Source organism: Micromonospora sp. DT178, from assembly GCF_049841695.1.
In the GTDB taxonomy this organism is placed as follows: domain Bacteria; phylum Actinomycetota; class Actinomycetes; order Mycobacteriales; family Micromonosporaceae; genus Micromonospora.
The window spans coordinates 83,084-103,466 of sequence record NZ_JBNCKV010000019.1 but is presented as its reverse complement, the minus strand read 5'-3'; the positions used below and the strand labels follow the sequence as shown (position 1 = coordinate 103,466).

Annotated in this window: 16 protein-coding genes; all 16 read left to right on the top strand. The window is 74.2% G+C overall.

Features of this window, described 5'->3' with window-relative positions:
* Window positions 1-1,381: 1,381 nt before the first annotated feature.
* Window positions 1,382-2,005, top strand: coding sequence for a hypothetical protein (locus ACLQ22_RS27425; protein ID WP_366644391.1), 624 nt, complete (start codon window positions 1,382-1,384; stop codon window positions 2,003-2,005).
* Between the two features lie 149 nt (window positions 2,006-2,154).
* Window positions 2,155-2,616: a DUF948 domain-containing protein gene (locus tag ACLQ22_RS27420; RefSeq protein ID WP_089000990.1), complete on the top strand. Its 462-nt coding sequence runs from the start codon at window positions 2,155-2,157 to the stop codon at window positions 2,614-2,616.
* A 27-nt stretch (window positions 2,617-2,643) separates the two neighbouring features.
* Complete coding sequence (locus ACLQ22_RS27415; protein WP_121395286.1) at window positions 2,644-2,949, top strand: hypothetical protein; 306 nt, start codon at window positions 2,644-2,646, stop codon at window positions 2,947-2,949.
* Window positions 2,946-5,624: an alanine--tRNA ligase gene (alaS, locus tag ACLQ22_RS27410; protein ID WP_425694837.1), complete on the top strand. Its 2,679-nt coding sequence runs from the start codon at window positions 2,946-2,948 to the stop codon at window positions 5,622-5,624. Before ACLQ22_RS27415 ends, alaS begins: the two co-directional genes overlap by 4 nt.
* 72 nt (window positions 5,625-5,696) lie before the next feature.
* Entirely contained in the window at window positions 5,697-6,158 is a 462-nt protein-coding gene (gene ruvX / locus ACLQ22_RS27405; RefSeq protein WP_425694836.1) for a Holliday junction resolvase RuvX, read from the top strand.
* On the top strand, window positions 6,155-7,357 hold the full coding sequence (gene mltG / locus ACLQ22_RS27400) for an endolytic transglycosylase MltG (RefSeq protein WP_425694835.1): 1,203 nt from the start codon (window positions 6,155-6,157) through the stop codon (window positions 7,355-7,357). The genes ruvX and mltG overlap by 4 nt, the downstream gene beginning before the upstream one ends.
* Window positions 7,357-8,181, top strand: coding sequence for a shikimate dehydrogenase (locus tag ACLQ22_RS27395; protein WP_425694834.1), 825 nt, complete (start codon window positions 7,357-7,359; stop codon window positions 8,179-8,181). The genes mltG and ACLQ22_RS27395 overlap by 1 nt, the downstream gene beginning before the upstream one ends.
* 154 nt (window positions 8,182-8,335) lie before the next feature.
* Window positions 8,336-10,036, top strand: coding sequence for a glycosyl hydrolase (locus tag ACLQ22_RS27390; RefSeq protein WP_425694833.1), 1,701 nt, complete (start codon window positions 8,336-8,338; stop codon window positions 10,034-10,036).
* A 221-nt stretch (window positions 10,037-10,257) separates the two neighbouring features.
* Window positions 10,258-12,186, top strand: a complete 1,929-nt coding sequence (locus ACLQ22_RS27385; RefSeq protein ID WP_425694832.1) for a hypothetical protein — start codon at window positions 10,258-10,260, stop codon at window positions 12,184-12,186.
* A gap of 94 nt (window positions 12,187-12,280) precedes the next feature.
* Window positions 12,281-12,832 carry an acyltransferase gene (locus tag ACLQ22_RS27380; protein WP_121395275.1) on the top strand — a complete coding sequence of 184 codons (552 nt, stop codon included), beginning with the start codon at window positions 12,281-12,283 and terminating at the stop codon, window positions 12,830-12,832.
* Entirely contained in the window at window positions 12,825-14,447 is a 1,623-nt protein-coding gene (locus tag ACLQ22_RS27375; protein ID WP_425694831.1) for a lipopolysaccharide biosynthesis protein, read from the top strand. Before ACLQ22_RS27380 ends, ACLQ22_RS27375 begins: the two co-directional genes overlap by 8 nt.
* 117 nt (window positions 14,448-14,564) lie before the next feature.
* Entirely contained in the window at window positions 14,565-15,803 is a 1,239-nt protein-coding gene (locus ACLQ22_RS27370; protein ID WP_425694866.1) for an O-antigen ligase family protein, read from the top strand.
* 131 nt (window positions 15,804-15,934) lie between these two features.
* Window positions 15,935-17,506: a lipopolysaccharide biosynthesis protein gene (locus ACLQ22_RS27365; RefSeq protein ID WP_425694830.1), complete on the top strand. Its 1,572-nt coding sequence runs from the start codon at window positions 15,935-15,937 to the stop codon at window positions 17,504-17,506.
* Window positions 17,507-17,514: 8 nt separating this feature from the next.
* On the top strand, window positions 17,515-18,417 hold the full coding sequence (locus ACLQ22_RS27360) for a sulfotransferase domain-containing protein (RefSeq protein ID WP_121398854.1): 903 nt from the start codon (window positions 17,515-17,517) through the stop codon (window positions 18,415-18,417).
* The gene (locus tag ACLQ22_RS27355) at window positions 18,414-19,673 is read left to right on the top strand and encodes a hypothetical protein (protein WP_425694829.1); all 1,260 of its coding nucleotides are present in this window, start codon (window positions 18,414-18,416) and stop codon (window positions 19,671-19,673) included. The genes ACLQ22_RS27360 and ACLQ22_RS27355 overlap by 4 nt, the downstream gene beginning before the upstream one ends.
* 225 nt (window positions 19,674-19,898) lie before the next feature.
* A complete protein-coding gene (locus tag ACLQ22_RS27350; RefSeq protein ID WP_121395268.1) occupies window positions 19,899-20,381 on the top strand; it encodes a UDP-N-acetylglucosamine--LPS N-acetylglucosamine transferase in 483 nt (160 codons plus the stop codon).
* The last annotated feature ends 2 nt before the right edge of the window (window positions 20,382-20,383 follow it).

The window sequence follows — 20,383 nt, the reverse complement described above, 5'->3', positions numbered from 1 at the left end:
GGCGCCGCCCGGGCCGGGGCAGCACGGCGCCGGGACCGGCGACATCCCCGTGGGCCGGGCGCGGCCCGGCGCGCAGCCGCCGCGACCCACCGACGCCACCGAACCTGGGCGGTCGGCGGGCCGGGTCCGACCCGTCGCCGAGCCGCCCCGACCCGCCGACACCCCCCATCCCGGGCCGCCGGCCAGGGGCGCCGCCCGCCCCACGCCGGCGGGGCCACCGCCGCCGCCCGGCGCCCCGACCCCAGCCGGCCGGGCCCATCCCGACCCGACCCGCCCCGACCCCACCCCGGCCGGACCCGCGCGGGGTGCCGCGCGTCCCGACCCCGGCCTGGCGGGTCCCGCGCGTCCCGACCCTGGCCTGGCGGGTCCCGCGCGGGGTGCCGCGCGTCCGGACGCCGGCCTGGCGGGTCCCGCGCGTCCCGATCCTGGCCTGGCGGGTCCCGTGCGGGGTGCCGCGCATCCTGACCCTGGCCTGGCGAGTCCCGCGCGGGGCGCCGCGCGTCCCGATCCCGGCCCGGCCGGTCCCGCGCGGGGTGCCGCGCGTCCCGACCCTGGCCTTGCGGGTCCAGCGCGTCCCGACCCCGGCCTGGCGGGTCCGGCGCGTCCCGACCCCGGCCTGGCGGGTCCGGCGCGTCCCGACCCTGGCCTGGCGGGTCCCGCGCGGGGTGCCGCGCGTCCCGACCCTGGCCTCGCGGGTCCGGCGCGGGGTGCCGCGCGTCCCGACGCCGGCCCGGCCGGTCCCGCGCGGTCCGTCGCGCCGTCACCCGGCACCGCGGCCGGGCCGTCCGCGGCCGGGTCGTCCCCAGCCGCCGCGAGCCCGAGCGCGCCGCCCGGTCCGCGCCGCCCCGGGCCCGGCCCGCACGGCCCCGAGGCGCCGTCGGGCCTCGCCGGTCCGGGGGCGAACCCGTCCGCACCGGGCGGGGCCGGACAGACCTCGTCCGGCCCGGTCCGTCCGGCCGCCACTCCGTCGGGCCCGGCCCGGCCCGGCGCGAGTTCCGGTGCCGTCCGACCGCCGGCCGGCGGTCGGGACCGGCCCGAGCCGACGTCCGGCGACGGCCCCCGACCCGGCCCCGTCGGTCCGCCCGGGGTGGCCCGGGCGGCCGCCCCGGCGCCCCGCCCCGGGCCCGAGGACCGCGCCGCCGGCCGGGCGATCCCGCCACACCGCGAGCCGGGGCGGCCGGAGCCGTCCGGCGTCGCGCCCGTGCCGCCGCCGGGTGCCGCGGGCGAGCCGGTGGTGGCGCGGGCCGCCGCGGCGGTCGTACCGCCCGCCGAGCCGGCCGACGGCGCGGCGCTGCGCCGGCCAGCGGAGCCGGAGTCGCCGGACGACGACGCGGCCGGCCCCGGCGGGCTGCGCGGCGCACGGTCCGAGCTGCGTCGCCGGATGCGTGAGCGGCGGCGGCTGCGGATGGGCATCCTCGCCCTGGTCAGCGTGGTGCTGCTCGGCGCGATCCCGCTCTACTTCGGCATCCGTACGCTCAGCCGCGATCCGGTCTTCGACACCCTCGACGAGCTGGACGTGCCGGGTTGGGCGGCGGTGCAGACCGTCGACGACGTCAGTGGCAGCCGGTGGTGCCTGCTCGACTGCCGGCTGCGCGAACGCACGGCCACGTCCGAGCGGTCGCCGGCGGAGACGGCACAGGTCTACGAGCGGGCGCTGGCCGACGACGGTTGGCGGCCGTGGAAGGTGAGCCGTTGCCCCGAGCAACCGGCGAAGGGGAGCTACACGTGCTGGCGCCGGGACGAGCTGACCCTCGACCTGTGGGTGCGCGAGCCCGCCTGCGTGCCGCCCCCGGTGGACGGGGAACCGGCGGTCGTGCCGTCGCCCGACCCGGCGACCGCTGCGGAGCAGTGCTCCGGCTCGTTGGTGTCGGTGAAGGTCCGCAACGCGATCGACGACGAGCGGACCCGGCCCCAGCCCACCACCGACCCGTCACTCACCGGCGAGGATCCCTTCCCGACGGTCAGCGAGGATCCGCTCGCGACACCGACACCCTCACCGTCCTGAGCCGGTTTCCATCACGGACGGTAGGGTCTGGGGCTGGCGGACCGCCAGCTCCCGCCGGCCCCTCGCGGGTGCCGGACGGCGGTGTGGGCAGGACGGTCGCGCGTTCCGGGGGCGTCGGGTTCCCGGAACTCTGCTTGAGGAGGACAGGCGTGGGCTTTTTCGAGGTCGCGGCGCTGATCGCGGCGATCGCGTTCGCGATGCTGGTGTTGATCCTGACGCTGCCCATCCTGCGGCTGCGGCACACCGTGGACGCCACCACCCGGATGATCAACGACCTCAACGACCGGACCGCGCCGCTGCTCGGCGACGTGAACACCACCGTGAAGAACGTCAACACCGCCCTGGAGCAGGTGCAGACCTCCCTCGACGGGGTCAACCTCCAGCTCGCCAAGGTCGACACCATGACCAGCCACGCGCAGAACGTCACCGCCAACGTCGCGAACCTGGCGACCGTCGTCTCCGCCGCCGCCGCCAACCCGTTGGTCAAGGTGGCCGCGTTCGGCTACGGCGTACGCAAGGCCGCCTCCGCCCGGCGGCACGCCGAGACCGAGCGCGAGGTGCGCGACACCATCAAGCAGCAGCGGCGGGCCGCCAAGCGCGGCAACCGCTGACCCGCCACGACCAGGAGGAGCTCGGAGATGAGGCGGTTGTTCTGGCTCGGCATCGGGTTGGCCGTGGGCGTGGTGGTGGTCCGCAAGGCCACCCGCACCGCGCAGGCGTACACCCCGGCCGGCATCGCCAGCACGGTGACCGAATCCGCTGGCGGGCTGGCGGAGTCGCTGCGTAGCTTCGTGGAGGACGTCCGGATCGCGATGGCCGAGCGCGAGCAGGAGATCCACGAGGCGTTCGCCCAGGGCGAGGCGTTCGACGACCAGTTCGCCGAGCTGCGGGAGGACCCGCGCCTCGGCGACCGAGAGATCTTTCCGGAGGAACACCAGCGATGAAGACGGCGGAGATCAAGCGGCGGTACCTCGCCCACTTCGAGGCGAACGGCCACACCGTGGTGCCGTCCGCTCCGCTGCCCGCCATCAGCGACCCGAACCTGCTGTTCGTCAACGCCGGCATGGTGCAGTTCGTCCCCTACTTCCTGGGGCAGCAGACCCCGCCGTACCGGCGGGCGGTCAGCGTGCAGAAGTGCATCCGCACGCCCGACATCGACGAGGTCGGCAAGACCAGCCGGCACGGCACGTTCTTCCAGATGAACGGCAACTTCTCCTTCGGTGACTACTTCAAGGACGGGGCGATCCCGCTCGCCTGGGACCTGGTCACCAAGTCCCAGGAGCAGGGCGGTTTCGGCCTCGACCCGGAGCGGATCTGGCCGACGGTCTACCTCGACGACGACGAGGCGTTCGAGATCTGGCGTTCGGTCGGCGTGCCGGCCGAACGGATCGTGCGCCGGGGCAAGGCGGACAACTTCTGGTCGATGGGCATCCCCGGCCCGTGCGGCCCGTGCTCCGAGCTGTTCTACGACCGGGGCCCGGAGTACGGCCGCGAGGGCGGCCCGGCGGTCGACGAGGACCGCTACATGGAGTTCTGGAACCTCGTCTTCATGCAGTTCGAGCGCGGCCCGGGCACCGGCAAGGAGGACTACCCGATCCTCGGTGACCTGCCGGCGAAGAACATCGACACCGGCATGGGCCTGGAGCGGATGGCCTCCATCCTCCAGGGCGTCGACAACCTCTACGAGATCGACGAGGTCCGGCCGATCCTCGACAAGGCCGCCGAGCTGACCGGCAAGCGCTACGGCGCGCACTCCGGCCAGGTCGCCAGCGAGTCGCACCCGGACGACGTGCGGCTGCGCGTCATCGCCGACCACGTGCGCACCGCGCTGATGCTGATCGGCGACGGCGTCACCCCCAGCAACGAGGGGCGCGGCTACGTGCTGCGCCGCATCATGCGCCGGGCGATCCGGTCGGTGCGGCTGCTGGGCTGGCAGGAGCGGGCGCTGCCCGAGCTGCTGCCGGTGGCCCGGGACTGCATGGCCCCGTCGTACCCCGAGCTGGCCGCCGACTTCGACCGGATCGCCGACTACGCGTACGCGGAGGAGGACGCCTTCCTGTCCACCCTGCGGGCCGGCACCACGATCCTGGACACGGCGATCGCCGAGACCCGCACCGCCGGGAAGCAGGCGCTGTCGGGCGAGAAGGCGTTCCAGCTGCACGACACGTACGGCTTCCCGATCGACCTGACCCTGGAGATCGCGGCCGAGCAGGGCCTGGCGGTCGACGCCGAGGGCTTCCGCCGGCTGATGGCCGACCAGCGGGCCCGCGCCAAGGCCGACGCCCAGGCGCGCAAGACCGGGCACACCGACCTGTCGGCGTACCGGTCGGTGCTCGACTCGGGCGGCCCGGTGCGGTTCACCGGCTACGGCGAGGTGTCCCGGGAGTCGACGGTGCGGGCGGTGCTCGGCGTCGACGGCCCCCGCCAGGCGGCGGTCGAGGGCGACACGATCGAGCTGGTGCTCGACGCCACCCCGTTCTACGCCGAGGGCGGCGGGCAGCAGCCCGACCTCGGCATGATCACGGTCGGTGGCGGCCAGGTCGAGGTGCTCGACGTGCAGCAGCCGGTGCCCGGGCTGATCGTGCACCGGGCCCGGGTGCTGCGGGGCGAGGTGCGGGCGGGGGAGACCGGCTACGCCGAGATCGACACCACCCGCCGGCGGGCCATCTCCCGGTCGCACACCGCGACGCACCTGGTGCACCAGACGATGCGCAACTTCCTCGGCGAGTCCGCCACCCAGGCTGGTTCGCTGAACGCGCCGGGCCGGCTGCGGTTCGACTTCAACACCCCGACGGGCGTGGCGCCGAGCGTGCTGCGCGACGTGGAGCAGCAGGTCAACGAGGTGCTCCTCGCCGACCTGGAGGTGCACGCCTTCATCACCTCGCTGGACGAGGCGCGGCGGATCGGCGCGATGGCGCTGTTCGGCGAGAAGTACGGCGAGGAGGTGCGGGTCGTCGAGGTCGGCGACTACGCCCGGGAGCTGTGCGGCGGCACCCACGTCTCCCGTTCCGGCCAGCTCGGCCTGGTCAAGATCCTCTCCGAGTCGTCGATCGGCTCCGGGGTGCGCCGGGTCGAGGCGCTGGTCGGCATGGACGCCTTCAACTTCCTGGCCCGGGAGCACCTGCTGGTGTCCCGCCTCGCCGAGCTGTACCGGGTGCCCAACGACCAGGTCGCCGACCGGGTCGAGCAGACCGTGACGCAGCTGCGCGACGCCGAGAAGGAGCTGGAGAAGCTGCGGGCCCAGCTGGTGCTCGGCGGCGCGTCGGCGCTCGCCGCGCAGGCGAAGGACGTGCGGGGCGTCGCGTACGTGGGCACCGAGGCGCCGGAGGGCGCGGCCGGCAACGACGTGCGGACCCTCGCCCAGGAGATCCGGGGCAAGATCGACCCGGCGCGGCCGGCGGTCGTCGCGGTGGCGGCCCGGGCCAACGGCAAGGCGTCGCTGGTCGTCGCGGTGAACCCGGCCGCGCGCAGCCGGGGCCTGGCCGCCTCCGACCTGGTCAAGGCGGCCTTCTCCGGGCGCGGCGGGGGCAGTCCCGACCTGGCCCAGGGCGGTGGCCTGCCGGCCGCCGAGGCGCCGAAGTTGCTGCTCACGGTCGAGAAGGCGATCGCCGAGGCGTGATGCGCGCTGGCAGCGGCCAGGGCGGACCCGCGCGGTCCGCCCTGGTTCGCCATTTCGAGGGAGTCACCGGCCGTGAGTGAGTTGTCCCGGGGAGTCCGGCTCGGGGTGGACGTCGGGCAGGTGCGGGTGGGGATCTCCCGCTCGGACCCGCACGGCGTGCTGGCCACCCCGCTGGTGACCCTCGCCCGCGACCTCACGGCCGCGCCGGACGCGGTGCCGGCCGACATCGCCGCGCTCGGGGCGCTGGTGGTCGAGCACGAGGCGGTGGAGGTCGTCGTCGGCCTTCCGGTCAATCTCGCCGGCAAGCACGGTCCCGCCGCCGTACACGTGAAGGCGTACGCTGACCGACTGGCCGATGTAATAGCGCCCGTTCCGGTGGCGCTCACCGACGAGAGGATGTCCACGGTCGTGGCGTCTCGTAGGCTTGCCGAGCGTGGTGTCCGAGGTAAACGGCAACGGGCGGTGGTCGACCAGGCTGCCGCGGTGGAGATTCTGCAGAGCTGGCTGGACGCGCAGCGGAGGCGGACGCGATGATGGACGATCTTGACCTCGGGTTCGACGAGCAGGACCGGGGTGAGAAGGGCAAGCACCGGCGCGGTGCGGTGCGCAAGCGCAAGGGCGGCTCCGGCGGCGGTGGGCGGGGCAAGACGGTCCTTGCGCTGCTGCTCGCCTTCGTTCTGCTGGGCACGATCGGCGGCGGCGCCTTCTACGGCTTCGACCGCGTTCAGAGCTACTTCGTCACCCCCGACTACGACGGCACGGGCACCGGCGAGGTGACGGTCGAGATCAAGCAGGGCGCGCTGATCGCCGACATGGCCGACGCGCTGGTCACCGCCGGCGTGGTGAAGAGCGCCAAGGCGTTCATCGAGGCCGCCGAGGCGAACGCCCGCAGCAAGAACATCCAGCCGGGCACGTACAAGCTGCGCAAGCAGATGAGCGGCGAGAGCGCCGTCACCGCGATGCTCGACCTGAAGAACCGGATCGTCAACGGGGTCACCATCCCGGAGGGCCGGACGGCGAAGAACGTCTACAAGCTGCTCTCCGAGAAGACCAAGATCCCGGTGAAGGACTTCGAGGCGGCGGCGAAGGACCCGATCGCGCGGGGCGTGCCGGACTGGTGGTTCAAGCGCAGCGACAACAAGAAGGTCAAGCCGTCGATCGAGGGCTTCCTCTACCCGGACACCTACGAGATCCCGCCGAAGGCGACCGCCGAGAGCATCATCGAGCTGATGGTCGAGAACTTCCTCAGCGTGACCCAGGAGATGCAGTTCGCCGACCGGGTGCAGAAGGAGCGCGGCGGCATCAGCCCGTACGAGGCGCTGATCGTCGCGTCGCTGGCGCAGGCCGAGGCGGGGAACAAGGACGACCTGGGCAAGGTCGCCCGCGTCGCCTACAACCGGGTGTTCGGCGACTTCCAGTGCAACTGCCTGGAGATGGACGTCACGGTCAACTACTACCTGGAGCTGACCGGGCAGAAGACCAAGACGTCCGGGCAGATGACGGCCGCCGACCTGGACAACCCGAAGAACCCGTACAACCGCAAGCTGAGGGGCCTGGTGCCCACCCCGATCAACAACCCGGGCAAGCAGGCCATGGAGGGTGCGATGGACCCGCCGGTCGGCAAGTGGCTCTTCTTCGTGGCGATCGACAAGGAGGGGCACTCCGAGTTCGCCGAGACCTACGAGGAACACCTGAAGAACGAGGCCAAGGCCAAGGAGGCCGGGATCATCTGATGACGGACGCACGGCGGGCGGGGGTGCTCGGCAAGCCGATCGCGCACTCCCTCTCCCCGGTGATCCACAACGCCGGCTACGCGGCGGCGGGGCTGGCCGGGTGGTCGTACACCCGGATCGAGTGCGCGGCGGCGGAGCTGCCGGACGTGGTCGCCGGCCTCGGCCCGGAGTGGGCCGGGCTGTCGGTGACCATGCCCGGCAAGGAGGCGGCGCTCGCGGTGGCCGCCGAGGTCTCGCCGCTCGCCGCTGCCGTCGGCGCCGCCAACACGCTGGTACACCGCCCGGACGGCTCCTGGTACGCCGACAACACCGACGTGGTCGGCATGGTCGAGGTGCTCGCCGACGCCGGGGTGCGCCCGGGCGCGACGGTGACCGTGCTGGGGGCGGGCGGCACGGCCCGGGCTGCGGTGGCGGCGGCGGGGCGGCTCGGCGCCGCTGCGGTGACCGTGGTGGCCCGCCGCCCGGCGGCGGCCGAGGAACTGCGCCCGGTGGCCCGCGCCGTCGACGTGGAGATGCGCGCGGCGGCCTGGGACGACGCCGTGAGACGCCTCGACGCGGACGTGGTGGTCGCGACCGTGCCGAAGGGGGTCGCCGATCCGCTCGCCGGGCCGGCCGCCTGGCGGCCCGGCGCGGTGTACTTCGACGCGCTCTACGACCCGTGGCCGACGCCGTTGGCGGCGTCGGCCCAGGATGCCGGCTGCCGGATCGTCTCCGGGATCGACCTGCTCCTGGCCCAGGCGGTGGGCCAGTTCGAGCACTTCACCGGCGTCGCCGCGCCCCGGGCCGCGATGGCCGCCGCGCTGGCCGCCGCCCGCGCCGCCTGACCTACGGCTCCGGGGCGGGAGTGTCCCCTGTGGTCATCCAGGGCATCCTTAGGCGACGGTTAAGACGCGCTTAGGTCCGACTGTCGTCCCCACGTCACGCCGTGGCCGTGGTTACGCTGCTGACCGTCACCGTCCGACACACAGGGAGTACTCCTTGAGCAGGCACGGACTGCACCGCATCCCCCGGCACGCCGGCCCACGACGCAAGGCCCTCGTCCTCGGCGTGGCCGGCGCCACCGTGGTGGCCGGGATCGTGGCCACCACGATGCCGCTGCTGGCCGCCGACGACCTGTCGATCCGGGCGACTGCGGACACCACGGCGACCATGGTGCCGCAGGACGGCGACAACGGGGCGAAGACGACGCTGGCGACCTGCGCGGTCCGCTGCGACGGCAACCCGCGGGGCGGCCGGGAGGCGGTCGTCCAGTTCGCGGTGACCACCCTGCCGGCGACGGCGGTCAACGTGCGGGCCACGCTGCGGATGCACGCGTGGCAGGAGTTCCCGGCGACGGTGACCGCGCACGCCTCCGCGGTGGACGCCCGCGCGGCACGGCCGACGCCGATGCTGCCCGGGGCGGTGCTCGACACCGTCTCCGGCGTGGCGAAGGGCTTCAACGAGTGGGACGTCTCGGCCCTGGTGAAGGGCAACGGCGCCTGGACGGTCTCGCTGGAGCAGACGGGCCTGGAGACCAGGATCTACTGGGCGTCGACGGAGAACCACAATCCCGACCTGCGTCCGCGCCTGGAGATCCGCTACGACGTCGGCACCCGGCCCACGCCGGCGGTGACCAGCGCCGCGCCGTCGCCGAGCCGGACGGTCGCGCCGAGCCCCGCGCCGCGGCCGACGCCCAGCGCCAGCCCCACCCGCGCCACCCCGAGCCCGTCGGCGAGCCCTTCGACCGGTACGGACCGGTGCGGCGAGGTGTCGAGCAGGCTGGTGCCCTCCTGCGGCGCCTGGTGGGGCATGTACTCCCCGTCGAGCGCCGGCGACGGCTGGGACCACGGCGCGGCGGTCGCCGAGGTGGAGGCGCAGGTCGGGCGGAAGTTCGACATCGTGCACCGCTACCACGACTTCTCCAACGCCGGCAGCAACGGCGCCTTCCCCGACGCCTACCAGCGGCAGCAGATGCGCGAGGGGCGGCTGATGTTCTTCGCCTGGGAGTCGCGGATCTTCTCCTCCGGCACGGTGCTGACCTGGCAGGACGTCTACAGTGGCCGGTACGACGCCACCATCGACGCGGTCGCCGGCCGGATCCGCGACACCGGCGTGCCGGTGTTCATGGGCTTCGACCACGAGCCGGAGGACGAGCCGGCCAAGGGCAGTGACGCCGACTTCGTCCGCGCCTGGCGGCACGTGCACGACCGGTTCGCCGCGGCGGGCGCCGACAACGCGGTCTGGGTCTGGACGATGATGGGCTGGTCGGGTCACTACGACCGCTACACCGGTCTCTACCCCGGTGACCGGTACGTCGACTGGGTGGGCTACGACCCGTACAACTTCCACGTCTGCAACGGCAGCAAGGTCTGGAAGAGCCCGGCCACCACCATCGGCGGCTTCTACCGCTGGCTGGACGAGCACCGCGTCGGGGTCGGCAAGCCACGGATGCTCGCCGAGTTCGGCACCAACTTCGACGCGGCCGACCCGGACGCCAAGCGGCGTTGGTTCGAGGAGTTCCCGGCGGCGCTGAAGGCGCACCCGAAGATCAAGGCGGCGATCTACTTCAACTCCCCGGGGATGACCCGCCGGTCGAGCACCTGTGACATGACCATGAACCACGACGCCTCGTCGGTGGCGGGGTTCGCCCGCGCCGGCCGCGACAGCTACCTGCGGCAGCCCACCGGGGGCGCTCGCTGACACCGCGCGTTCACACTTTTACCCCAAGTGATACGGGCGAGTCGGACATCCGACTTGCTGTGTGCGGTGTCATGTTGCTGATGCAGTGACCGCCCAATCGGCGGATATCGCCAGGCTGGGTCGACCAGGCACGCTACGCGGGTTCTCTCCCGACATGGAGGCGTAGCGTGCCCGACATCCCGCTCTCTCGGCGATCCGCCGGACTCCGCACCCGGGCGGCGGTGGTCGCACTCGTGACCGCAGCCGCCGTGCTGGCCGTCCCCACCGGGACTTCCGCCGCCGTGGTGCCGGCGCCCGAACCGGCGACCCTGGTCTCGGCGAATCCGGCCGACGCCACACCGCACGCCAGGGACGGCGAGACCCGCGCCTTCGCGCAGGTCGGCTCCACCGTGTTCGTCGGCGGCAGCTTCACCCAGATCCGGCAGACCGCCAGCGCGGCGTGGACCACCCAGCGCTACCTCTTCGCGTACGACCGGGCCACCGGCACGATCTCGACCAGCTTCCTGCCGGTGCTGGACGGGGCGGTCAACACGCTGGTCGCCGGGCCCGGCGGCACGGTGATCGTCGGCGGCACCTTCAAGACCGTCAACGGCGTCTCCCGCAAGAACCTGGTGGCGCTCAACCCCACCACGGGCGCGATCGTCGACAGCTGGGTCGGCCGCTCCGACGGCGGCACCGTCCGCGACCTGGCGCTGCACGGCAACTGGCTCTACGTGGCCGGGGCGTTCAACTGGCTCAACGGCACCGCGCACGCCGGCCTCGGCCGGCTCAACGCCACGACCGGCGTGATCGACCCGACGTTCAACGTCAACGCCACCGTCGGGCGCCACCAGACCACCTCGTACGTCTGGACGCTCGACGTCTCCCCGGACGGCGGCACCCTGGCCGTCGGCGGCAACTTCATGTTCCTCAACGACCTGCCGCGCAACCAGATGGCGCTTGTCGACCTCTCGGGCACCCCGACCGTGCTCGACTGGAGCACGGAGAAGTTCGTGCCGCCGTGCGCGGCGCCGGCGACCTTCGTGCACTACGTGCAGGACGTCAAGTTCGGTGGCGACGGCAGCTGGTTCGTCGTCGGCACCAACGGCGGCGCGGGCTGGCCGGCCGCGTACTGCGACGCGCTGGTGCGCTTCGAGACGGCGGCCCGGGGCACTGGGCAGCTGGGCACCTGGGTCGACTACACCGGCAACGACACCATCACCTCGGTCGAGGTGGCCGACAACGTCATCTACCTCGGCGGGCACTTCCGCTGGCTGAACAACCCGAACGCCAGCGACGTCGCCGGCAACGGCGCGATCGACCGGCTCGGCATCGCCGCGGTCACCCCGGCCACCGGCATGCCGGTCAACTGGAACCCCCGCCGCAGCGGCAGCGCGTCGATGCCGGCCGGCACCAGCAACTGGGGCTCCTCGGTGCCGGTGCTCTGGCGCGGCAGCGACGGCCTCTACTTCGGCCACAACTCCGACGGCATGGGCAACGAGTACCACGGCCGGCTCGGGATGTTCCCGCTGACCGGCGGGCGCACCATCACCCCGAAGAACGCGCCGACCGCCGCCACCGGCAACCTCTACGTCGGCACCGGCGCGGGCGAACTGGCCAAGGTGCCGTTCGACGGCGCCAGCCTGGGCACCCCGACCACGGTCAGCCAGCCCAACTACACGGCGGCCGGCGCGACCTGGCGGGTGGCCGACCGGATCTACTGGTCGCACACCGTCGCCGGCACCCCCACCGGCAGCCGGATCGACATCTCGCTGTTCAACGGCGGCGCGATCGGCGCGCCGTGGGAGGCGTCCGGCTACAACGACTGGTTCAACCCGGCGCTGATGACCGGCGCCTTCTACCTCGACGGCCGCCTCTACTACACCCGCACGGGCGCCAACGGTCTCTACTACCGCTACTTCGAGATCGACGGCAACTACCTCGGCGCCACCGAGTTCACCCTGCCCACCACCGGGGTCACCTGGTCGGCCGTGCGGGGCATGGCCTGGGTCGCCGGCCGGGTCGTGTACGGTGCCACCGACGGCACGCTGCGCAGCGTGCCGTTCGACCCGACGGCCGCCCCGGCGGTCGACGGAACGGCGGCGACGGTGGTCCCGGCGGCCGCCGGCGTGACGTGGTCAACGCCGTCGACCTTCTTCTCCGTGCAGTGACGGTCGACTGTTCGTAACGGAACATCGGTAGATTGTTCACGTTGGGCCGGCGACGGATCAGCCGTCGCCGGCCCGCACGACGTGGGGAGGGTCGTTGGTCGGCGCGGGTGGCAACCGCAGAGGGCTCGCGGTGCGGGTCGTCTTCGCGGTCAAGCGCGGCTGGTACACGCTGCGCTATCCCCGGCTGACGCTGGGTCGGGGCGTGGAGATCCGCGGCCGGATCCGGTTGCGCCGGGGCGTACGGGTGAGCATCGGTGACCGCACCCGGATCAACAAGCTGGTCCGCTTCGCCGGCCCCGGCGAGGTGCGCGTCGGCGCCGACTGCCTGTTGAACGCCACCTGGATCGGCACCTGGACGTCGGTCACGATCGGCGACCGGTGCCTGCTCTCGGACTGCGAGCTGCTGGACAACGACTTCCACAACCTGCCTCCCGAACAGCGGCACGACCCGCCCGTCCCGGCCACCCGCGCCCCGATCACGATCGAGGACAATGTGTGGATCGGGGCGCACGCCCTGGTGATGAAGGGCGTGCGGATCGGCCGGGACAGTGTCGTGGGCGCCGCCACGGTGGTCCGTACGGACGTGCCGCCGCGGGTCGTGGTCGCTGGAAATCCACAACAGACGGTGAAGAAGTTCCATGACTGACGCTTCCCCCGGTACCTGGCCCACGGACGTCCCCGCCGGCGGTGGCGGCACACCGGGCCGCACCGTCACGCTGACCGACCTGCTGCGCGTCCCGCTGCACCGGATCCGTCTGGTCGGGGCCGTCGCCGCGATCGGCCTGCTCGCCGCGCTCGGCTACGTGGTGCTCGTACCGGCCGCCGTGAGCGCCAGCGCGGTCGTGGCGGTCCGCCCCGTCGTCACCGACGCGTTCACGCCCAGCGGCGCCAACGCCGACCGCGCGGTGAACATGAACGTGGAGAGCGGCATCGCCACGGGCACCGACGTGGTGCAGCGGCTGGCCGACTCGGGGGACCTGGACCCGCGCGAGGTACGCGACGCGCTGGAGGTCGAGGTGCCCACCGGCGGGCAGATCCTGCGCTTCGTCTACCAGGCCCCCACCGCCGAGCAGGCGGTCGAGGGCGTCAACCTCGCCGCCCAGGCCTACCTCGACGTGCGCCGCACGATGTACGAGAAGCAGCGCGAGGAGATGCTGCGCTCGTACGACGAGAGCATCGCCAAGGTCGCCGCCCAGCAGGCCGCCCTGCAGAAGCGCGTCAACAACGCCCGGGAGGGCGCCGTCGACGCCGCGGTGACCGAGCTGACCGGGATCAACAACCAGCTCACCCAGCTCAACGCCGCGCGCACCGAGATCGCCGCGGTCGACGTCAACCCCGGCTGGGTCACCCAGACCGCCGAGCGGGCCCTGGCCTCCTCCGCCGGCAACCGCCCGCTCTACCTGCTCGCCGGCCTGCTCGGCGGGACGCTGCTCGGCGTGGTGCTCGCGTACGCCTGGGAGTCGATGGACCGGCGGATCCGGTCGGTCGACGACGGCCGGGACGCCATCGGGCTGCCGCTGCTCGGCACGGTCCGCAGCCGCCGGTGGCGCGGCGGCAAGGAGGCGGTCGACGCCGACATCCGGTACGTGGCGATGGCCATCGCCGAGCGGGTGCGCCAGCCCGCGCGGGTGTCGCTGCTGACCGCCCGCGAGGAGGACCCCACGGCCATCACCGCCGGGCTGGCGGTGGCGCTGGCGGCCGTCGGCCGGGAGGTCTTCGTCGCCGACGACAGCGGGCGCGCCGAACGGCTGCGCACCAACGTGCTCGCCGACCGGGAACGGCTGCCCGCCACGGCGGACCCGTCCCGCCCGCTCGTCCCGAAGCCCCGGCCGGCCGGCTCGACGACGGACGGCAAGAGCGGCGGCACCCCGGAGCCGGCCGCGGCCCGACGGCCGTCGCCGCACCCGATCGGCGCCCGCCCGTCCACCGACCCGGACGCCACGCTGACCCTGCCCCGGGTCACCTCGACGGCGACCGGCGGGAACGGCAAGGTGGCGAGCACCGACCCGGTGACCGTGGGCGCGGGCAGCGTCCGGTTCGGCACCTGGCGGCAGGGCGCCGACCACAGCCTGGTGCTGTTCAACGCCCCGCCGGCCGAGTCCGACGAGCGCGGGGTCGCCGTCGCCCGGCAGGGCACGGCGGTCGTGGTGGTCGAACAGGACCGGACCCGGCAGGGCGACCTGCGCCGCCTCGTGGAGCGGCTGCGCGCCGCCGGGGTCACCCCGCTCGGCTTCGTGTTGACGCGCAGCGGCCGGGGCTGATCCGTGCCGGTCACCCGCGCGCCGGCGACGACGGAGCCGGGCGGCGGCCCGGGCGCCGCCGCGTCGCTGCCGCAGCCGCCGCCCCCGCCACGGTTGCCGCTCTGGCCGCTGGCGTTGATGTTCGGCATGGTGCCCGTGTGGTGGCTGGCCGGCGCGTTCTACCTCGGGTGGCCCCTGCTCGGGGCGCTGCTGTTCGCGCTGCTGTTCATCCGGGGCCGGGTGCCGTTGCCCCCGGCCGCCGGGATCTGGCTGCTGTTCCTGGCCGTCGTGGTGGTCAGCGCCACCCAGTTGCAGACGCCGGCCTCGGTGCTGACGTTCGCCCTGCGGCTCGCCTTCTACCTCACCGCCCTCGTGGTGGGCGTCTACGTCTACGCGGTCACCCGGGAACGCCCCGACCAGGTCGCGGTCCTCGTTCCGCTCTGCGCCTTCTGGTTCGGGCTGGTCGCGTTGGGCTGGCTGGGCGTGCTGGCACCCCGGTTCGCGCTGACCACCCCGGTGGAGGTGCTGCTCCCGGGCGGGGTGGCCAACACCCCGTTCATCCAGGACATGGTCCACCTCACCACCGCGGAGTACAGCGCCCGGTCGTTGAACCCGATCTACCGGCCGGCCGCGCCGTTCGCGTACACCAACAACTACGGCAGCGCGTATGCGATGACGCTGCCCTGCGTCGTGGCCTTCACCATGCTGCGCCGGCGCGGCGTGCTGCGCTGGGCGCTGCTGGCGTCGCTGCCGCTGTCGTTGGCGCCTGCCTTCCTCACGCTCAACCGGGCGATGTTCCTCAGCCTCGGCGCCGGGCTGGCGGTGCTCGGCCTCCGGGCCGCACTGCGCGGCAACGTCCGGGTGGCCGCGTCGATCGTCGGGGTGGTGGTCACCGGTGGCCTCGTCACCCTGTTCATCCCGGTCACCGAGCTGATCGGCAACCGGGTCGAGTCCAGCGACACCAACACCGACCGGCTCTCCCTCTACGTGGAGGTGATCCGACGGGTACGGGAGTCGCCCTGGCTCGGCTACGGCGCGCCGGTGAACGTCGACACCGTCAGCGCCGAGGCGCCGATCGGCACCCAGGGGCAGCTGTGGATGGTGCTGTTCAGCCACGGCGTCCCCGCGCTGCTGTGCTTCCTCGCGTGGTTCGTGGTCGCCGCGCTGATCTGCGCCCGGGCCACGTCCGCCGCCGGGCAGTGGCTGGCCGTGGTGCCGGTGGTCTGCCTGGTGCAGATCCCCTTCTACGGCATGGCCAACCAGAACCTCGCGGTCGCCTTCTTCGCGGTCGCCTTCGCGATGGCGCTCACCGAGCGGGAGACCGCCGCCCGCCCGTACCGCCCCCGTCTCCCGCGCCCGGAAGCGGTACCCGCATGACCGCCGCCACCCACCCGCCCTCCGGTCCCCACCCGGCCTCCGCACCGAACGGACCGGCCCCGGCCGCCGTGCCAGATGGGCCGGCCCCGGACGGGGCGAACCGGGCCGGGGCGATTCCGGGCGGCCCCGCCGTGCCCGGTGGGACCGCCCGGGCGTCCGGCGACGACACGGAGACCCGCCGCAGCGTCCGCAGCGGCGTCGCCGGGCTGATCGGCGCGGCCACCAGCGGACTCTTCGGCTTCCTGCTCGCGGTCGTCATCACCCGCGGCTACGGCACGGTCGGCTCCGGGGCGTTCTTCGCCGCGATCGGGGTGGTCACCGTCGCCACCGCCGTGTGCACCCTCGGCGCGGAGACCGGGCTGATGTGGGCGCTGCCCCGCCGGCGCCTCGGCGCGCGCGGCGACGCCGCCCGGGTGCTCCCGGTGGCGCTGCTCCCGCCGCTGCTGGTCGCGGTAGCCGTCGCCGTGGGCGGGGTGCTCGCCGCCGACGCGCTCGCCCCGCGCCTGCTCGGCGGCTCCGGCGTCGACGGCGCGGCCCTGCTGACGGCGAGCTTCGCCGCGGTGCCGGTGGTGGTGGCGATGACGCTGCTGCTCGCCGCGCTGCGCTGCGCGCGCCCGATCCGGGCGTACGTCGGGGTGCAGTTCTTCCTGCTGCCGGTGGCCCGGCCCGTGCTGGTCGGCGCGGCGGCCCTGGCCGGCGGGGGCCTGCTGGCCGGCATGACCGGCTGGCTGGTGCCGGCGGCGCTCGCCCTGCTGGCCTGCCTGACGCTGGTGGCCGGCCCGCTCGGCGTCGGCCGGGGCGCGGCGCTGCGGCCCGCCGCGGGCGACTGGTCGGCGTTCTGGCGCTTCGCGCTGCCCCGGGCGGCGTCGGCCGCCATCGACGCCGGCAACATGTGGGTGGGCGTGCTGCTCACGTCGGTGCTCGCCGGGCCGGCCGACGCCGGCGTGTTCGGCGCCGTCGGGCGCTACATCCTCGCCGGCCAGCTGGCCATGCAGGGGCTGCGGGTGGCGGTGTCGCCGCAGTTGTCCCGGCTGCTCGGGCGCGGGGACCGGGCCGCGGCGGCGGCCGTGCACCGGCAGTTGACCACGTGGGGGCTGGTGCTGTCCTGGCCGGTCTACCTGCTGCTGGCCGTCTTCGGGCTGGCCTTCCTCCAACTCTTCGGGCCCGAGTTCACCGCCGGCGCCACCGCGATGACCGTGCTCGCGCTGGCCATGCTGGTCAACACCGGCGTCGGCAACGTGCAGAGCCTGCTGCTGATGGGCGGGCGCAGCGGGCTGCACCTGGCCGCCACGCTGGCCGGGCTGCTCGTCACCGTCTCCCTCGGCCTCTGGCTGATCCCGGCGCACGGCGCGACCGGGGCGGCGCTGGCCTGGGCGCTCGGCATCGCCACCGAGAACGTCACGGCGGTCGTCTGCGCCCGGGTCGTGGTCGGCCAGCCGCTGGTCGACGCGGCGATGCTGCGGGCCGGGGCGGCCACCGTCGCCGGGGTCGGGGCCGCCGCGGCGGTCGGGGTGCTGGCCGGCGGCCGGGGGATCGGCGGCCTGGCCGTGGCCCTGGGCGTGCTGGCCGCCGGCTGCGTCGGCTTGTTGACGTTGCCCCGGGTGCGGCACCGCATCCGGGTGACCATGGTGCAGGTCCGTGGGCGGCAGGAGGCGGCCCCGGCCGCCACCGGGCGCGCCCCGGAGGAATCGAAGGGCAGGTGAGGTGTGTCGTGCCGTCCATCCGAGACCGGGTGAAGCAGCTCGTACCGACCCAGGTGACGGAGCGGGTGCGGGAGTCACTCGTCGACTACGGGGTGCGGACCAGCGACCGGCGACCGCTGCCGGACTTCCTCATCATCGGCACGAAGCGGGGCGGCACCACCTCGCTGTGGAACTACCTGATCCAGCACCCGCTGGTGCCCCGGCTCTTTCCGGCCTGGAACACCAAGTCCTCGCACTACTTCGAGGAGCACTGGCGCCGCGGCGAGGCCTGGTACCGCTCGCACTTCCCGACGCAGCGCCACCGGGAGGCGCTGGAGAAGCGGCACGGTGGGCCGGTGCGCGTCGGCGAGGCGGCGCCGCTGTACATGTTCCACCCCCTCGCGGCGCAGCGGGTCGCGGCGCTGATGCCGTCGGTGCGGCTGATCGTGCTGCTGCGCGACCCGGTGGAGCGGGCGTACTCGCACTGGAAGGAGCGGCGCACGCACGGCATCGAGCCGCTCGACTTCGCCGCCGCGCTGGCCGCCGAGCAGGAGCGCACGGCGGGGGAGCGGGAGCGGCTGATCGCGGAGCCGGAGTACTTCAGCGAGCCGTACGACTGGTACACCTACCGGGCCCGGGGCCGCTACCTGGAGCACCTGGAGCCGTGGCTGGAGCGGTTCGACCGGGAGCAGATCCTCTTCCTGCCCAGCGAGGACCTCTACCGCGACGCCCGGTCGACCTACCGTCGGACGCTGGACTTCCTCGGCCTGCCCCCGCACGACCTGCCCGACTTCAAGGTCTACAACGACCGCCGCTCGGCGCCGCTGGAGCCGGCCGTGCGCGCCGAGCTGACCGAGTACTACCGCCCGTACAACGACGCGTTGCGGCAGCGGTTGGGGCTGGAGCTCGACTGGCCGGACCGGGCCCCGTGACGGCGCCGGCCACCGCCGCCGACCCCCGTTCGCGTACCGACGGGCTGGGCTGGGTCACCCGGGCCGTGTTCGGCGACGAGCGGATCGCCCTGACCGTGGACGCCCCGCCGCCGCCCGGGTACCGGGCCGTCGCCCGGTACGCGGTCGTCCCGTCGCTCACCCGGGCCCGGTTCCTGCTGCCGCTCGGCGCACCCCGGGCCACGGCCGCCTCGCTGCTGGCGTACAACGCGCTGCGTCCGCCGAAGGTGCGGGCGGTGCGGGCCGGGCTCGGCGTGCTGGCGCGGGTCGGCGCGGTCGACCTGGCCCGGTTCCCCCGGCTGACGGTGTCGCTGCCCGAGCGGGTCGCGGCCGACGAGGCGCTGCTGGCCGGGCGGTTGGGCGCCGCGCTCGGCGCGCCGTCGGTCTACGCGGCCTGCGGGGTCCGCCCGCCGGACCCGAACCACAAGCCCACCCTGCAACTGTTCGGCGCGGACGGCCGGGCCCTCGGCTACGCGAAGATCGGCTGGAACGGGGCCACCCGGGCGTTGGTGACCGCAGAGGCGGCGGCCCTGCGCGAGCTGCCGGCGGTGACCGGCGTGCCCGACCATCCGGCGGCGCCCCGGCTGCTCGCCGAGACGACGGCCGCCGGGCAGGTGGTCGCGCTGGTCGAGCCGCTGCCACCGGCCGTGCGGGGGGTGTCGGCCGGCGAACCGCCGCGGATCGCGGCGCTGCTGGCCGTGGCCCGCCGGGGCCGCCCGCCGGCCCCACCGCGCGCCGTGGCCGGGTCGGCGTTCCTGGCCCGGCTCGCCGCCGAGGCCGCACGCGCCGCCGCCGGCACGCCGGACGGGGCCCGGGCGGTCGCCGCCGTCGCCGCCCTGACCGGCCGGCACGGCGACACGGCCGTCGAGTTCGGGCACTGGCACGGCGACTGGGTGCCCTGGAACCTCGGCGTGCACGCCGGCCGCCTCGTCGCCTGGGACTGGGAGCACAGCGGGCCGGACGTGCCGCTCGGCTTCGACCTGGCGCACGACGCGTTCCAGCGGGCCTTGGTGCTGCGGGGCGAGCCCGCCGCGGCGGCGGCGCGGGCCGTCGACGCCCACCTCGACCGGTACGGCGCCGACCTCGGGCTCGCACCGGCGGCCCGGCGGCTGGTGGCCGACGCCTACCTGCTGGAGATGTGGCTGCGCACCTGGCGCCTCGCCGACGCCGGCGCGGGCTGGAACGCCGCGCTGCATCCCGCCCTGCTGGACGTCGTCGAGAAACGACATAGCGGCTGATCCGCCGAAATCGCCGGAGCCGACGGTCCGTCGTCGACTCCGGATAGTGACGAAGAAGCTCCAGGTCGTGACGATCTCGATACCGATGGTCGGTGCGGCGCACCCGATCCGCCATCCGCGGAGATCGACTTGTCGCCCGGTCGCCCTATTTCACCAGGCGGGGGACGTGTGATCTGCTGTCGCGTGGCGACCACCGAACGTCCAAGCGAACTTGTGGGGAGTCGCGTGGAAACGACAACCGAGGATGCCGGCGAGCCCGGAGTCCTGCTCCTGGTGGGCTCCAGCGGCGGCCACCTGGCCCAACTGCTCGCCCTTCGCCCGTGGTACGAACGCTGGCGGCGGTGCTGGGTCACCTTCGACACACCCGAGGCGCTCTCGCTGCTGGCCGGCGAGGAGCTCGTCCCGGCGCACCACCCGACCACCCGCAACGTGCCGAACCTGCTGCGCAACGCCGTACTCGCCTGGCGGGTGCTGCGGTCGCGCCGGGTCGCCGCAGTGGTGACCACCGGCGCCGGGGTGGCCGTCCCGTTCGTGGTGCTGGCCCGGCTCCGGCGCGTACCGACCGTCTACATCGAGGTGTACGACCGCATCGACACCCCGACCCTGACCGCCCGGCTCTGCCGGCCGTTCCTCTCCGCGATGCTCGTGCAGTGGGACGAGCAGCGCCGGCAGTACCCGGAGGCCACCGTCGTGGGGACCCTGTTGTGAGC

What these genes read in the sequence shown, in the direction of transcription:
- ACLQ22_RS27415 (WP_121395286.1), top strand. Translation starts at nt 2,644, where the DNA reads ATGAGGCGGTTGTTCTGGCTCGGCATCGGGTTGGCCGTGGGCGTGGTG.
- ACLQ22_RS27395 (WP_425694834.1), top strand. Translation starts at nt 7,357, where the DNA reads ATGACGGACGCACGGCGGGCGGGGGTGCTCGGCAAGCCGATCGCGCAC.
- alaS (WP_425694837.1), top strand. Translation starts at nt 2,946, where the DNA reads ATGAAGACGGCGGAGATCAAGCGGCGGTACCTCGCCCACTTCGAGGCG.
- mltG (WP_425694835.1), top strand. Translation starts at nt 6,155, where the DNA reads ATGATGGACGATCTTGACCTCGGGTTCGACGAGCAGGACCGGGGTGAG.
- ACLQ22_RS27425 (WP_366644391.1), top strand. Translation starts at nt 1,382, where the DNA reads ATGCGTGAGCGGCGGCGGCTGCGGATGGGCATCCTCGCCCTGGTCAGC.
- ACLQ22_RS27375 (WP_425694831.1), top strand. Translation starts at nt 12,825, where the DNA reads ATGACTGACGCTTCCCCCGGTACCTGGCCCACGGACGTCCCCGCCGGC.
- ACLQ22_RS27370 (WP_425694866.1), top strand. Translation starts at nt 14,565, where the DNA reads ATGTTCGGCATGGTGCCCGTGTGGTGGCTGGCCGGCGCGTTCTACCTC.